Below are 13,988 nucleotides of genomic sequence, written 5' to 3' on the forward strand. Positions count from 1 at the left end.
GCTAGGCCAGCGATATACGGAGAGCTTGCCCCCTCATCTGACCCTTCGGGCCATCTTCTCCCCGGCAGGGAGAAGAAAATCGCCGCGACGTCTCACGCCGAAATCAACGTCTCTTCTTCGCCTTGCTCTCGAACGGATTGTCCGACCCGCGATAATGCACGCGGATCGGCACGCCCGGCATGTCGAAATCCTTGCGCAGGCCATTGACGAGATAACGCGTATAGCTCTCCGGAATGGCTTCCGGCCGCGTGCAGGAAATCATGAAGGCGGGTGGACGGGCCTTGACCTGCGTCATATATTTCAGCTTCAGGCGGCGGCCGGAGACGGCCGGCGGCGGGTGCTGCGTGGTCTGCGCGTCGAGCCAGCGGTTAAGCCTTGCGGTGGAGATGCGGCGGTTCCAGACCTTGTCGGTATCGATGATATTCTGCATCAGCCGGTCGAGACCATACCCCGTCTGTCCGGAAATCGGCACGGCGCGAATACCGCGCGCCTGCGGCAGCAGACGCTCGGTCTTTTCACGCAGATCGGCCAGATAGGCCTGCGGGTCTTCGACGAGATCCCATTTGTTGAAGGCGAGCACGGCGGCGCGGCCTTCGCGGATGACGAGATCGACCAGCTGCAAATCCTGCTTTTCAAACGGAATGGTGCTGTCGAACACGATGACGACGGTTTCGGCGAAGCGGATGGAGCGCAGCGAATCCGCAACAGAGAGCTTTTCCAGCTTCTCCGTCACCTTGGCCTTGCGGCGCATGCCAGCCGTATCGAACATCTTGATGGTGCGGCCGCGCCAGTCCCATTCGACGGAAATACTGTCGCGGGTGATACCGGCTTCGGGGCCGGTCAAAAGGCGATCTTCGCCGAGGAAACGGTTGATCAGCGTCGACTTGCCCGCATTCGGCCGGCCGATGATGGCGACGCGCAGCGGCTTGGTCTCGTCATAGACGGGCTCTTCGTCTTCCTCGTCCTCGCTGCCGGGCTCGCTGCGTGGCAGAACGATATCCGTTTCCGCCTCGTCCACCTCCGGCGGGAAGGCGACGTCTTCGCCGATCGCCTCGACAATGGCGTCGCGCAGGTCGATCATTCCCTGGCCGTGTTCGGCCGAGATCGGGCAAGGATCGCCAAGACCGAGCGTGAAGGCATCGTAGAAACCGGCGTCGGAACCGCGCGCTTCGGATTTATTGGCCACCAGCACCACCGGCTTGCCGCGTCGGCGCAGCATTTCCGCCAGCGTCTCGTCGGCCGGCGTCAGGCCTGACTTTGCATCCACTACGAAGAGTGTCACGTCGGCATCGTCGATCGCCGCTTCCGTCTGGGCCCACATGCGGCCCTGAAGCGTTTCCGGCCCGGATTGCTCCAGACCGGCGGTATCGATGATGGTGAAACGCAGGTCGACGAGCTTTGCCTCGCCAGGCCGGCGGTCGCGGGTCACGCCGGGCGTATCATCCACCAGCGCCAGCTTCTTTCCGACGAGACGGTTGAAAAGCGTGGACTTGCCGACATTGGGGCGCCCGACTATGGCGACGGTGAAGCTCATTGATCCTGGTTCCTTAAAGCACGTCTGCCCAAAACGTTACCTGTTTTGGGCAAAGGACATGCGTAAAATAATGCGTTGGATCGCTTTGGCAATGCGAAGATTGTCGGCGCGATCTCGGGCGGGGAAGCGGCGTTAGGCAGCCTTGCCCGAAGCGGTGATGTTATCGAGCATGATCTGCGCGCGATTGGTGACGTTGCGCGGCGCCTGCGTGTCGCCGACGATCTGCTCGAACCATTGCTTGGCCTTGGCGAAATCGCCAGCCTTATAGGCGGCAAGACCGAGCGCCTCGCGGGCGGAAGCGCGCATGGTCTGGCCGTCAGTGCTGAGCGGTTCGGCAAGCGCAGCCACCTGATCATAGGTGCCATTATCGACCAGCAGCCAGGCAGCGCGAACCTTGGCGGCATCACGGAAGACCTGCGGCGCGGAATTATCGTTGCCGATCGCGGTGAAGGCGGCGATCGCACCGGCCGCATCGCCCTTCTGTGACAGCAGCGTTGCCGAACGGAACTTCGCCAGAACCGGATAGTTGCCGTGACCGGAGGTTTCGAGATCGGCGAAGGCCTTCAGCGCCTCATCCGTCTTGTTTTCGGAAGCGAGCGTCAGGGCCGCCAGGAACTGATCGCCGGAATTGGAGGCACGGCTGGTGTTCCAGTATTCGTAGATGCCGGCACCGGCGGCACCGAGAACAACGAGGACGGCGGCACCCACGACCACGATACCGTAACGGCCCCAGAAGCGCGACAGCTGCTCGGAGCGGATCTGCTCGTTCACTTCGCGGATAAAGGTATCATTCTCGTTTGCCATCAAATTCTCCGTTACCCGCGCGGAGATCGTGTCCCGATCCATCCGTCCGCGGACATACCAAGCCGCTTACCCGGATCGGCAAAAGTAAGGCCAACCGGGTCATGGTCGGCCTTCTAGCCTATTTTGCCTGATATGTAAGGGGGAAACGTCGATTTCCTACATGGCGATGGGCTGAACGCCGATCAACCATTCGTGCAGTTTCAGGATGAAAGCCCCCCACAGAACGATGCCGCCGACGACCGCCACCAGATCGTAGCGGCTTGAAACGAAGTCCCGGACCACTTTTTCACCTGCCCGTTCCCGGCGCTTCAGCGAAATCCGCATCACCACGCCCCAAGCAAGGAACGACACGAAAAGCAGGATCGAAGACGTTTCGCCATTGGCGAGAAGATGCGCGAGCGCCCAGATTTTGACGGCCAGAATGAGCGGATGTTTGGTCTTCGTTGCGATATGGCCAGCCGGGATGAGGCTGGCCACGAGACAGATCATCGCCAGCAACATCAGGGTAATGGCGATGTGGCTCATCCAGACCGGCGGATACCACAGCATGCCCGTCTCCTGCCGCGCTTCGCCGAAAGCGTAAATGACAAGGCCGAGCGTGATGAGGCTGACGACGGAATAAACGCCCTTGAATGGCCCTTCACCCATCGTCGCGATCATGCGCGCGCGAAACTGCGGTGCGATCACCTTCAGGAGATGGGTGAGCAAAAACAAGGCAAGACAGAGTGCGAGAAAAAGCATGGAACACGGCCCCCGGAGTGGAACGAAGCGGCTCAATCACCGCAGTCAAGAACAGGAATTAGGCTGAAAGTCATGAAAACGCCAGACTATTCAAAGCTTCGCCTTATTCCACCCGCAAAAGGCCACGGTGTTCATATGACGGAAGACTGATGTTTCGCCCCTTTGCCGCCTTTTCCCTGTCGCTTCTCGCCGCCCTTCCCGCTTTTGCGCAAGAGGTGCAGAAGCCGAAGCAGCTTGTCATCGTTTCCTTCGACGGTGCGGGCGACAATACCCTGTGGGAAAGAAGCCGGACGACGGCGAAAGAAGTCGGGGCGCATTTCACCTATTTTCTCGCCTGTACGCTGGTGATGGATCGCAGGACCAGCGCCAAGACCTATCAGGGACCGGGCCAGAAGGCCGGCCGCTCCAATGTCGGCTTCGGCCAGTCGCCGGATGAGGTGGAGGCAAGGCTTAGAAACATCTGGGCCGCCTATCGCGAAGGCCACGAGATCGCCAACCACACCTGCGGCCATTTCGACGGCGGGCAATGGACCGCCGAACAGTGGGACGGCGAATTCACCACCTTCACCAGCACGCTGGAAAACGCCTGGCAGATGATCGGCAAGAAGGGCGAGGAGCCCGAAGGCTGGCGCGACATGGTCAAAAAGATCAATGGTTTCCGCGCGCCCTATCTATCGCAGGGTCCGGCGCTGACAGCCGCGCAGAAAAAGCATGGCTTCGTTTACGACGCCACCAGCATTACCAAGGGACCGGAATGGCCGGTGGAGCGGGAAGGTATCCAGCATTTCGGCCTGCCGCTGATACCCGAAGGCCCGGGCAACCGCCCGATCATTGCCATGGATTACAACCTCTTCATCCGCCACTCCGTCGGCGTCGAAACGCCCGATCGCTCGAGCGAGTTCGAAGAGCGCGCCTACACTGCCTTCCGCAACGCTTTCGACAGGCAGTACAATGGCGAACGCATTCCCCTGCAGATGGGCTTTCACTTCGTGAAAATGAATGGCGGCGCCTACTGGAACGCCTATGAAAGGCTGCTGCGCGAGGTCTGCCTCAAGACCGATGTCGCCTGTGTGAGCTATGCTGAAGCCATGCCGATGATCGAGGCGCGCAAGAAGCTGAAGACCGAGGGCTGAAACCTCTTCATGAAAAAAGGCGGCCGATTGGCCGCCTTTTTGTTTGTCAGGGTCGATCAGCATCCAGCTCGCCGCCTCTTGCTTCCCGAAGCAGGTAGCGCTGGTCGATTTCAGGCAGTTCCTGCCCTTCGATGGCCGCTTCGAAAGCTTTAAGACGTTTGTAGATCGACAGGAGTTCAACAATGGTCGTCCATGAGTTGACGAGGTACTGGAACGAGCCACGGACCTGTTCAAAGACGTTGAGTACCTGGTTCATCAGCCCGAGCGTTACCTTGCCGGCAACGATCGACGGGATGAGTACCAGTGTGCCGAAGATGTTGTCCGCCTGCAGATAAAAGATGCGGGCGACGTTGAAGTAGAGATAGTGGAAATAGAGGCGGAAATAATTCTTCCGGACATTCGCGAACAACTCGCTGATGGTCAGGGGATCCGCGCGATCTTCATGGTCTTCACCATAGACAAGTTCTTTTCGATACGCCGCTTCGACGCGCTGATTGCGGAACTCGAGGCCGGGCAGTTTGATACCCACGAGCGCCAGGAAAACGGTTCCGAACACCGACCAAACGATCGCAGCCCATACCAGCGCATGCGGCACGGTCCCGAAAAACGGCAGGTCCGTGATGGTTTCCGAGAAAGTGAACAGGACAGGTAGAAATGCAATCAGAGTCATGATCGCGCGTACGAAGCCCACGCCCAGCCCCTCGACCGTGGAGGAAAAGCGCATCGTATCTTCCTGCACACGCTGCGAGGCACCTTCAATATGCCGCAGACGATCCCAGTTCGACATGTAGAATTCGTTCATCGCCGTGCGCCACCGGAAAATGTAGTGGCTGACGAAAAACAGATTTAGAACGCCAACGAAGATCGCGACGAAGGCAATGCCTGCGAAACCAAGCGACCCCATATATAGCTGCTCAGCCGTAACAGGCGCCGTTCGCGCCAGAGCCTGCTGGATGAGGTCGTAGAACGGCCCGTACCAGGCATTCACCGCAACACTCACCTGCACCGAAAAATACGTCGCGAAAATAATAAGCGCCGAACCGAGCACTGACCAGTTTTGCCAGCGATGGGGCCGATACCAGAACCAGAATGCGGAAAAGATCAGCGCGGCAACGGCATAATAGATGTAGAACCACAGGAACGGCGTGGACCAGAAAACCGAAACGCCGATGACAGGCTCCTGTCCGGCAGGCAAAGGCGGCAGGCCAATGGCGGCGCCCCAATTGCGGCCGCCGGCATACCAAACGCCGATCATGGCCATCGCCCAGACGAAGGCCGACGTGAAGAACAATTTCGGTTTGGGAAAGAAGGAATGAAACACGTTTCGAACTCACGCGCGTTTGAAATCAGCCATTATTGGCGAAGCACTAGATTGCCCGAACCTAGGGCAGAAATTTGTGCACAGCAACGGCGAAGCGCTGACCTTAACAAGATGTAAGGCGGAGTCCGTGGACGATACCCAGCGGAAACGCAGGATGAAAGGGGAAGAGACGGCGGCCCGCGGCCTTAACCACGCCGCTCCGTGGCGAGCACCGGCAGCATCAGCAGAATGCTGACGACGAGCACGGCGGAGGCGAGAACGCTGGGCGCGGTAAAACTTCCCGTTGCCTCGGCAATCCAGCCGGCGGCAAGCGGCCCGACGATCTGGCCCATCCCGAAAGCGGCTGTCATCAGCGCAAAGGCGCGACGCGGGCTCGGACCCGCAAATTCCCGGCCGAGCTGTAGCCCGTAAGCAGTGATGACCATGAAGGTCAGCCCCAGGAGCAGACCACCCATGAGCACACCGGACACGGGCGGCAGCATCACGGAGGCGAAGACGCCGACGGCTTCCACGGCAAGAACGATCACGAAAGCACGTTTCAGCCCCTGCGCCCTCAATAGCGGCTTCCAGAGGAACAAGGATACCGCAGCGGCGCAGCCGGTGATGAACCAGGCGAGGAACTCCACGAAAACACCGGCTGCTGCCATGCGCGCTATCGCCACGATGAAGGTGGCTGTGATGACATAACCGAAGCCAAAAAGACCGTAGGCCAACGTCGTCAGGAAAAGCGGTCGTGTCCAGCTGAGCGGCGGTTCCGCCACCGCGGAAGCATGCCGCGGCGGGCCTGCCGGCAATATCCTGAAGACGAGCATAAAGGTCAGGAAGGAGAAGACGGCGCCGGCGATCCATTCCTCCCGCCACGAGGCGCCACCCCCATCGAACACGACACCGATGAGATAGACCGCAAGCGAGGAGATTGCGATCCCCGCGCCAACGCCACCATAATGCAACGCCTGGATATTGTCCCTGCCGGCCTTGACGGCATGGCCGATGACGATCTGCGAGGTGAAGATCATGGTCAGCGCACTGGCTATGCCGGCGAGAAACCGGATGACTGTGAAAGCGGCGACGGAATTGAAAGCCGCCATCGCAAACAAAAGCGCTCCGGTTGCAAAAAGGCCGCTCAGCGCCACCAGCCTTTCCCGTCCCGAGCCCCATGAATAGGCCGCGAGAACCGCACCCGCCAGATAACCGGCAAAATTACCAGCCGCCACGATCCCCGCATCCCCCGCAGACAGGGGCACGTTTGCCATCATGCCGGGCAGGATCGGCGTAAAGGAAAAACGGCCGAAGCCCATGGCGGAGGCCATCATCAGGGCACCGGCGAAACCGAGCGCTGTCAGATGTCTGGCGGAAAGTGGCTTGTCGATGCTCATGCATGGCTTATCGCAACGCGGAGGATAAGGGACAAGCGAGTTATTTTGATCGGCGTTATAAGCGGTCGTTATCGGTCACGCGGTGAGCATCGAGGGTGCCGCGTATTTCTTGTCCCCGCCGGGGAGAAGGTGGTCCGAAGGGTCGGATGAAGGGGCCAGGTTGCCGGATTTCGGAGAGCTTGCCCCCTCATCCCGCTGCTGCGGACTTCTCCCCTCGGGGAGAAGAAACAAGCGGCACGCGCCCGCTCCGACAGCGAAAACGAGGCGGCAAAGGAGACGTCGTCAGTCCGCGAGCGTCAGGACCAGCGGTCCGTTCTTGGTCGCGACCACGGTATGCTCATATTGCACCGTCGGCGCGCTCGGATCGCTGTAGAGCGTCCACAGATCATCATCGCCGTCTTCCGCCCAGTAAGCCCCCGTCGAAAGAAATGGCTCGACAGTGAAGACCATGCCTTCCTGCATGATGCGCCGCTCATCCTTGTCCGGCCAGGTCGCCAGTTCCTTCGGCTCCTCGTGCAGCGAACGGCCAATGCCATGGCTCGCCAGATTGGTGATCAGCGTGTAGCGGTTTTTCTTGGCGAAAGCGCCGATGGCATTACCGATATCGGCAAAGGGCCGGCCTGTCTTCACCTGCTGCAGGCCTGTCCACATGGCGCGCTTGCCATCGCGGCACAGCCGCTCGATTTCCTTTTTGACCGGCGGCACGGCGAAAGACGAACCCGTGTCGCCGAAAAAACCGTTCTTCACGGCCGAAACATCGATATTGACGAGGTCGCCCGCCTTGATAATGCGCGCTCCCGGAATGCCGTGGGCCACTTCCTCGTTGACGCTGATGCAGGTCGCACCGGGAAACTTGTAGCAGAACTCCGGCGCCGATTCCGCATCGTTATCCTCGAGCACCTTGCGGCCGATGGCATCCAGTTCGGCCGTGGTGATGCCCGGTTCCAGCGCATCCGCCATGGTCTGCATGGCAACGGCGCATATACGGCCGATATCCTTCAGCATGACCAGTTCTTCGTCGGTGGAGATAACCATATGTCTTTCCGTCATTGTGAATGGCGGGTCTCGTGGCGCCCGCCTTGGTAATCATGAGGCCGTGGCTTTCACCGGATCGGCGCTTCCCGTCAATTCTTTTCTGACGATCGGAGCGACTTTCGTACCATAAAGCTCGATGCCGCGCATGATCTGATCATGTGGCATCAGGCCGATGGCCATCTGCAGAAGGAAGCGATCATTCCTGAACACCCCATGCGCCTTGATGATCTTTTCTGCCACCAACTCCGGCTCGCCGAGAAAAAGATTGCCTTCCGGGCCACGCGCTGCATCGAAATGGGCGCGGTTGGTCGGCCCCCAGCCGCGCTCGCGGCCGATGCGGTTCATCACCTCCGCCTGCGGACCGTAAAACTGATCGGCCGCCTTGTCGGTGGTATCGGCAATGAAGCCATGCACGTTGATGCTGGTGCGCAGTGTCGTCTTGTCCTGACCGGCCCGCCGGGCAGCCTCGTGGTAGAGATCGAAGAGCGGCGCGAACCGGCGATATTCGCCCCCGATAATGGCGAGCGCTACCGGCAGCCCCATGGCGCCGGCGCGGGCGACCGATTGCGGCGTGCCGCCAACGGCGATCCAGACAGGCAGACGTTCCTGCAGCGGTCGCGGATAAACGCCCCGACCGTTGATGGCCGGGTGCTTGGTGCCCGACCAGGTGACGATTTCCTGTTCGCGCAGCGCCAGCAGCAGATCGAGCTTTTCGGCAAACAGCACGTCGTAATCTTCCAGATCATAACCGAACAGCGGATAGGATTCGATGAAGGAGCCGCGCCCCGCCATGATCTCGGCACGGCCGTTCGACAGGAGATCGACGGTGGAAAACTGCTGGAACACGCGAACGGGATCATCCGAACTCAGCACCGAAACGGCGCTCGTCAGACGTATGTTCTTCGTCTTCACCGCCGCCGCCGCAAGCACGGTGGAGGGCGAGGACACAACATAGTCCGGGCGGTGATGTTCGCCGAGCCCGAACACATCGAGACCTACCTGGTCGGCAAGTTCGATTTCCTCCAGAAGCTCCCTGAGCCGGCGCGCGCCTTCCGGCCCCCGGCCATCGGCGGGGTTCGGGTTGACATCCGCGAAAGTGTAAAGACCGAGTTCCATGAACATACCTCTGTTTGCCTGTCCGAGAGATAGGGACTGAGGCCCCCGCAGACAAACGCATAATATGGAAGTTTAGCTTCGAAAAAATGGATGGGCGCCGCCGGATCCGTGTCCTGTGACCCCGGACAGAAATGGCGATTGCCAGCCTGCCTTCTTGGGCATACGCTGGTTAAATATGTGCGAAGTAATGCAAAAAGGGGAAAGCATGCATCGGACAGTTATCGTGACAGGCTCCACGAGCGGCATCGGCCTTGCCATTGCCCAGAGATTTGCAAGGGAGGGCGCAAATGTCGTGCTGAACGGTTTCGGCGACGAGGACGAGATCGAAAAACTCCGTCTGGTGCTGGAAGCCGAAAGCGGCGGGCGCGTGCTTTACCATCCCGCAGACATGACGAAACCGGACGAGATCGCCGATCTCATCCAGTCGTCGCACGATAAGCTCGGCTCGGTCGACGTGCTCATCAACAATGCCGGCATCCAGCATATCGCGCCCATCGAGGAGTTTCCGACGGAAAAATGGGACTGGATCATCGCCATCAATCTGACCAGTTCCTTCCATACCATGCGCGCCGCGATACCGCTGATGAAGAAGGCTGGCAAAGGCCGCATCATCAACATTTCCTCGGCCCATGGCCTCGTCGCCTCGCCGTTCAAATCGGCCTATGTGGCCGCAAAACACGGCATCATGGGCCTGACGAAGGCGGCGGCGCTGGAGCTTGCGCAGACCGGGGTTACCGTCAACGCCATCTGTCCCGGTTATGTGCTCACCCCGCTGGTGGAAAAACAGATACCTGAGATGGCCAGGGTGCGTGGCATCAGCGAAGAGGCGGTGAAGAACGACGTGATGCTGGAATTGCAGGCGACCAAGCAATTCGTCACCGTCGATGATGTCGCGACCGCGGCCATATTCCTGGCCAGCGACGCCGCCAGCAACATCACCGGCACGCATATTTCCGTCGACGGTGGATGGACGGCACAATAATCGCCAAATTTTCTTTCCATTATGGAAAGAATGAATTGCCAAAACGGAAATCGATATGCCCGCCGGGGCGTGCATAGATGAACAACAAGAAACCGGCTCGGCCGCCGGACAAAAAGCAAGGCATTGCATGAACGACGCGATCAGCTTCATCCTCAACAGCGAAACGATCTCGCTTAGGGATTTCGGACCGACAGACACGCTTCTCGATTACCTCCGCATCAGCAAGCGGTTGACCGGGACCAAGGAAGGCTGCGCGGAAGGCGACTGCGGCGCGTGCACGGTGCTGGTCGGGCGGCTGCTGGACGGTTCGCTGCGTTATGAAAGCGTCAATGCCTGCATCCGTTTTCTGGGCTCGCTGCACGGCACCCATATCGTGACGGTGGAGCATCTGGCAGCCCGCGACGGCACGTTGCACCCCGTGCAGCAGGCCATGGTGGATTTCCACGGCTCGCAATGCGGCTTTTGCACGCCGGGCTTCATCATGTCGCTTTACGGCCTGTGGCTGACCAGCGAAAACCCAGGCCGCGCCGATATCGAGAAGGCGCTGCAAGGCAATCTCTGTCGGTGCACGGGTTACGAGCCGATCGTAAAGGCCGCCGAAAAAATCGCTGCCGCCCGCCCGAGCGCCCTGTTCGACCCGCTGCAACGCGACCGCACCGATATTATGGCACGGCTTTGGGCGATCCGCGAAAACGAGACTATCACGATCGTCAGCGGCGAAGACCGCACCATAATTCCGGCAACGCTTGCTGATCTTACCGAAATCTACGCCGCGGAGCCGAAAGCGACCATCGTTGCCGGCTCAACCGATGTCGGCCTGTGGGTGACGAAGCAGATGCGGGCGCTGAACCCTGTCATTTTCATCAACAATCTCGGCGACCTGCAGACCATCACGGCGGGCGAAGACGGTATCACGCTCGGCGCGGGCGTCACCTACAGCCAGGCCTTCAAGACCATCGCAGAGCATTTCCCGCCGCTTGCCCGGTTGTTCGATCGTCTCGGCGGCGAGCAGGTGCGCAACATGGGCACCATCGGCGGCAACATCGCCAATGGCTCGCCTATCGGAGATACACCGCCGGCACTGATCGCGCTTAACGCGACGCTGACCCTGCGTTCTTCCTCGGGAAACCGCAGCCTGCCGCTGGAAAGCTATTTCATCGATTACGGCAAACAGGACCGGCTGAGCGGCGAATTCGTCGAAAAACTCTTCATTCCGTTCCTGAATCCTGCAAGCCGCTATGCCGTCTACAAGATTTCCAAACGCCGCGACGAGGATATCTCCGCGCTGTGCGGAGCGTTCAATCTGACGCTTGATGCTGAGGGCGCAGTCGAAGACATCCGCATCGCCTTCGGCGGCATGGCCGGTACGCCGAAACGCGCTGCACATCTGGAGGCGGCGCTTCTCGGTAAAGCGTGGTCGCAGGACACGATTGATGCCGCGCGCGATGCGTTGGACGAGGATTTCACCCCGCTGACCGACTGGCGGGCGACCGCCGAATATCGGCAACTGACGGCCAAGAATTTGCTGACACGGTTTTTCCTCGAGACAGCAGGGGAAAAGCAGGAACTTGCCCGCTTCTCGCTGGAGGAGGCTTGAACCATGGACACCACAAGCTTCGACAAGACCAAGACCGAAATCGACGGCCCGATGCACACCTCGCTCCGGCACGATTCCGCCCACAAGCACGTGACGGGCAGCGCCGAATATATCGACGATATTCCCGAACCCGCGGGCCTCATACACGGCGCGCTGGGCATGGCGGACCGTGCCCACGCGGAAATTGTGTCGATGGACCTCTCCGAGGTCGAAGCCACACCAGGCGTTCTCTGGGTGATGACCGGCAAGGACGTGCCCGGCGAAAATGACATTTCCTCCGGCGGCCGTCACGACGAGCCGCTGCTTGCCGAAACAAAGGTGGAATTCCACGGCCAGCCGATCTTCGCGGTCTTCGCCGAGACGCGCGATATTGCTCGCAAGGCCGCCCGGAAAGCAAAGATCACCTATAAGGATCTGCCGCATTTCACCGACATCGATACAGCGATTGAAAACGGCGGCGCGCTCGTCATCGATCCTATGACGCTGAAGCGTGGCGATGCGAAGCTGGAAATGGATGTCGCGCCACGCCGCCTCACCGGCACGATGCGGATCGGCGGACAGGAACATTTTTACCTCGAGGGCCACATCGCCATGGCGGTGCCGGGCGAAGACGATGATGTGACGGTGTGGAGCTCCACCCAGCATCCGAGCGAAATCCAGCACATCGTCAGCCACATCCTGCAGGTTCCATCCAATGCAGTCACCGTGCAGGTGCGCCGCATGGGCGGCGGTTTCGGCGGCAAGGAAACGCAGGGCAACCAGTTCGCCGCGCTCTGCGCCATCGCCGCCAAGAAGCTGAACCGGGCCGTGAAAATCCGGCCGGACCGCGACGAGGACATGACGGCAACAGGCAAACGCCACGATTTCCGCGTCGATTACGAGCTGGGCTTCGATGACGAGGGCCGCATCCACGCCGTCGATGCCACCTATGCCGCCCGCTGCGGTTTTTCCTCCGATCTATCCGGCCCGGTCACGGACCGCGCGCTGTTCCATGCGGATTCCAGCTATTTCTATCCGCATGTGCACCTCACCTCGCGGCCGCTCAAAACCCACACCGTCTCCAACACCGCCTTTCGCGGTTTCGGCGGCCCGCAGGGCATGCTCGGCGCGGAACGTTTTATCGAAGAAATCGCCTATGCCGTCGGCAAGGACCCGCTCGATATCCGCAAGCTGAATTTCTACGGCGAGACCGGTTCCGGCCGCACCACGACGCCCTATCATCAGGAAGTCGAGGACAACATCATCGCCCGCGTTGTCGAGGAGCTGGAGACGTCAAGCGACTATCGGGCACGACGCGAGGCGATCATCGAATTCAACAAAACCAGCCCGGTCATCCGCAAGGGCATTGCGCTCACCCCTGTCAAATTCGGCATCTCCTTCACCATGACCGCCTTCAACCAGGCCGGAGCGCTGGTGCATATCTATAATGACGGCTCCATCCATCTGAACCATGGCGGCACCGAAATGGGCCAGGGCCTTTACACCAAGGTGGCGCAGGTCGTGGCCGATGCCTTCCAGGTGGATATCAACAGGGTGAAAATCACCGCCACCACCACGGGCAAGGTACCGAACACGTCAGCCACCGCCGCCTCGTCAGGCACCGACCTGAACGGCATGGCCGCTTATGACGCCGCCCGCCAGATCCGCGATCGGCTGATCAAATTCGCCGCCGAGAACTGGAACGTGCCGGAAGAGGAAGTCGTCTTCCTGCCGAACCGGGTCCGCATCGGCCTTGAGGAAATCGCCTTCAACGACTTCATCAAAAAGGCCTATTTCGCCCGCGTGCAGCTTTCCGCCGCCGGTTTTTATAAGACGCCGAAAATCCACTGGGATCGCGCCGCCGGCCGTGGCACGCCGTTTTATTATTTCGCCTATGGCGCGGCGTGCTCGGAAGTATCGATCGACACGCTGACCGGTGAATACCTGATGGAACGTACCGATATCCTCCACGATGTCGGCAAGTCGCTCAACCCGGCCATCGATATCGGCCAGATCGAGGGCGCCTTCGTGCAGGGCATGGGCTGGCTGACCACGGAGGAATTGTGGTGGGACGGCAAGGGGCGGCTGCGCACCCACGCGCCTTCCACCTACAAGATCCCGCTCGCCTCCGACCGGCCGAAGAGCTTCAACGTCAGGCTGGCGGAATGGTCGGAAAACGCCGAACCCACCATTGGCCGCTCCAAGGCCGTGGGCGAACCGCCCTTCATGCTGGCCATCTCGGTTCTCGAAGCCCTCTCCATGGCCGTCGCTTCCGTGGCAGATTACAAGGTCTGCCCACGCCTCGACGCGCCAGCGACGCCGGAGCGGGTGCTGATGGCGGTGGAACGGTTGAAGAAGGTTTGAGGGAGG

At 60.2% G+C, this 13,988-nt stretch carries 11 protein-coding genes; 4 read left to right on the forward strand and 7 right to left on the reverse strand.

Going from position 1 to position 13,988, the window contains the following annotated elements:
• Positions 1 to 103 precede the first annotated feature (103 nt).
• The 3 genes from der to AGR2A_RS13680 all read right to left on the reverse strand — a co-directional run bounded on the left by der (position 104) and on the right by AGR2A_RS13680 (position 3,079).
• The gene (gene der / locus AGR2A_RS13670) at positions 104 to 1,534 is read right to left on the reverse strand and encodes a ribosome biogenesis GTPase Der (protein WP_072494722.1); all 1,431 of its coding nucleotides are present in this window, start codon (positions 1,532 to 1,534) and stop codon (positions 104 to 106) included.
• A gap of 132 nt (positions 1,535 to 1,666) precedes the next feature.
• A complete protein-coding gene (locus AGR2A_RS13675) occupies positions 1,667 to 2,338 on the reverse strand; it encodes a tetratricopeptide repeat protein (protein ID WP_004443073.1) in 672 nt (223 codons plus the stop codon).
• Positions 2,339 to 2,494: 156 nt separating this feature from the next.
• Complete coding sequence (locus tag AGR2A_RS13680; protein ID WP_006699417.1) at positions 2,495 to 3,079, reverse strand: NnrU family protein; 585 nt, start codon at positions 3,077 to 3,079, stop codon at positions 2,495 to 2,497.
• 149 nt (positions 3,080 to 3,228) lie between these two features.
• On the opposite strand from AGR2A_RS13680, the gene AGR2A_RS13685 reads away from it, so the two are divergent.
• Complete coding sequence (locus tag AGR2A_RS13685; RefSeq protein ID WP_072494723.1) at positions 3,229 to 4,212, forward strand: polysaccharide deacetylase family protein; 984 nt, start codon at positions 3,229 to 3,231, stop codon at positions 4,210 to 4,212.
• A 46-nt stretch (positions 4,213 to 4,258) separates the two neighbouring features.
• On the opposite strand, the gene sbmA is transcribed toward AGR2A_RS13685, so the two are convergent.
• The 4 genes from sbmA to AGR2A_RS13705 all read right to left on the reverse strand — a co-directional run bounded on the left by sbmA (position 4,259) and on the right by AGR2A_RS13705 (position 9,060).
• Positions 4,259 to 5,533, reverse strand: coding sequence for a peptide antibiotic transporter SbmA (sbmA, locus tag AGR2A_RS13690; protein ID WP_006699415.1), 1,275 nt, complete (start codon positions 5,531 to 5,533; stop codon positions 4,259 to 4,261).
• A 185-nt stretch (positions 5,534 to 5,718) separates the two neighbouring features.
• Positions 5,719 to 6,909: an MFS transporter gene (locus AGR2A_RS13695; protein WP_072494724.1), complete on the reverse strand. Its 1,191-nt coding sequence runs from the start codon at positions 6,907 to 6,909 to the stop codon at positions 5,719 to 5,721.
• 282 nt (positions 6,910 to 7,191) lie between these two features.
• The gene (gene map / locus AGR2A_RS13700; RefSeq protein ID WP_072494725.1) at positions 7,192 to 7,944 is read right to left on the reverse strand and encodes a type I methionyl aminopeptidase; all 753 of its coding nucleotides are present in this window, start codon (positions 7,942 to 7,944) and stop codon (positions 7,192 to 7,194) included.
• A 51-nt stretch (positions 7,945 to 7,995) separates the two neighbouring features.
• Positions 7,996 to 9,060, reverse strand: a complete 1,065-nt coding sequence (locus tag AGR2A_RS13705; protein ID WP_004443085.1) for an LLM class flavin-dependent oxidoreductase — start codon at positions 9,058 to 9,060, stop codon at positions 7,996 to 7,998.
• Positions 9,061 to 9,265: 205 nt separating this feature from the next.
• On the opposite strand from AGR2A_RS13705, the gene AGR2A_RS13710 reads away from it, so the two are divergent.
• The 3 genes from AGR2A_RS13710 (at position 9,266) to xdhB (ending at position 13,982) form a co-directional block, all read left to right on the forward strand.
• Positions 9,266 to 10,042 (forward strand): 3-hydroxybutyrate dehydrogenase, encoded by a 777-nt coding sequence (locus tag AGR2A_RS13710; RefSeq protein ID WP_072494955.1) that lies wholly within the window; start codon positions 9,266 to 9,268, stop codon positions 10,040 to 10,042.
• A gap of 127 nt (positions 10,043 to 10,169) precedes the next feature.
• On the forward strand, positions 10,170 to 11,639 hold the full coding sequence (gene xdhA / locus AGR2A_RS13715; RefSeq protein WP_072494726.1) for a xanthine dehydrogenase small subunit: 1,470 nt from the start codon (positions 10,170 to 10,172) through the stop codon (positions 11,637 to 11,639).
• A 3-nt stretch (positions 11,640 to 11,642) separates the two neighbouring features.
• The gene (gene xdhB / locus AGR2A_RS13720; protein ID WP_072494727.1) at positions 11,643 to 13,982 is read left to right on the forward strand and encodes a xanthine dehydrogenase molybdopterin binding subunit; all 2,340 of its coding nucleotides are present in this window, start codon (positions 11,643 to 11,645) and stop codon (positions 13,980 to 13,982) included.
• Positions 13,983 to 13,988: the final 6 nt, after the last annotated feature.

Source organism: Agrobacterium genomosp. 2 str. CFBP 5494, from assembly GCF_900013495.1.
In the GTDB taxonomy this organism is placed as follows: domain Bacteria; phylum Pseudomonadota; class Alphaproteobacteria; order Rhizobiales; family Rhizobiaceae; genus Agrobacterium; species Agrobacterium pusense.

What these genes read in the sequence shown, in the direction of transcription:
- xdhB (WP_072494727.1), top strand. Translation starts at nt 11,643, where the DNA reads ATGGACACCACAAGCTTCGACAAGACCAAGACCGAAATCGACGGCCCG.
- xdhA (WP_072494726.1), top strand. Translation starts at nt 10,170, where the DNA reads ATGAACGACGCGATCAGCTTCATCCTCAACAGCGAAACGATCTCGCTT.
- der (WP_072494722.1), bottom strand. Translation starts at nt 1,534, where the DNA reads ATGAGCTTCACCGTCGCCATAGTCGGGCGCCCCAATGTCGGCAAGTCC.
- AGR2A_RS13675 (WP_004443073.1), bottom strand. Translation starts at nt 2,338, where the DNA reads ATGGCAAACGAGAATGATACCTTTATCCGCGAAGTGAACGAGCAGATC.
- AGR2A_RS13685 (WP_072494723.1), top strand. Translation starts at nt 3,229, where the DNA reads ATGTTTCGCCCCTTTGCCGCCTTTTCCCTGTCGCTTCTCGCCGCCCTT.
- map (WP_072494725.1), bottom strand. Translation starts at nt 7,944, where the DNA reads ATGGTTATCTCCACCGACGAAGAACTGGTCATGCTGAAGGATATCGGC.
- AGR2A_RS13680 (WP_006699417.1), bottom strand. Translation starts at nt 3,079, where the DNA reads ATGCTTTTTCTCGCACTCTGTCTTGCCTTGTTTTTGCTCACCCATCTC.
- AGR2A_RS13705 (WP_004443085.1), bottom strand. Translation starts at nt 9,060, where the DNA reads ATGGAACTCGGTCTTTACACTTTCGCGGATGTCAACCCGAACCCCGCC.
- AGR2A_RS13710 (WP_072494955.1), top strand. Translation starts at nt 9,266, where the DNA reads ATGCATCGGACAGTTATCGTGACAGGCTCCACGAGCGGCATCGGCCTT.
- AGR2A_RS13695 (WP_072494724.1), bottom strand. Translation starts at nt 6,909, where the DNA reads ATGAGCATCGACAAGCCACTTTCCGCCAGACATCTGACAGCGCTCGGT.